Genomic DNA, 245 nt, shown 5'->3' on the forward strand with positions numbered 1-245 from the left:
GTTCACCGTCGGCGCCACCGCCACCGTCGAGCACGCCGAGGTCGTGTCCGATGTGCCGCTCGGCGTCTCCGAGGGCGTCCCGGGCCAGCGGTTCACCCTGAGCCGGCCGCCCCTGCTGCTGGACGGCGAGCCCCCGGTGGTCCAGGTGTCCACCGCGGAGGGCTGGGAGACCTGGACCGCCGTCGAGCACTTCGGCGGCTCCGCCCCGGACGACCGGCATGTGCTGATCGACGCCACCTCCGGGG

General features: G+C 75.1%; 1 pseudogene. It reads left to right on the forward strand.

Annotated elements, in window-relative coordinates:
- Positions 1 to 245 (forward strand): annotated as a pseudogene (locus ACSNOK_RS35685) (putative baseplate assembly protein); the annotation flags it as partial.

The organism is Streptomyces sp. URMC 126 (assembly GCF_051386555.1).
In the GTDB taxonomy this organism is placed as follows: domain Bacteria; phylum Actinomycetota; class Actinomycetes; order Streptomycetales; family Streptomycetaceae; genus Streptomyces.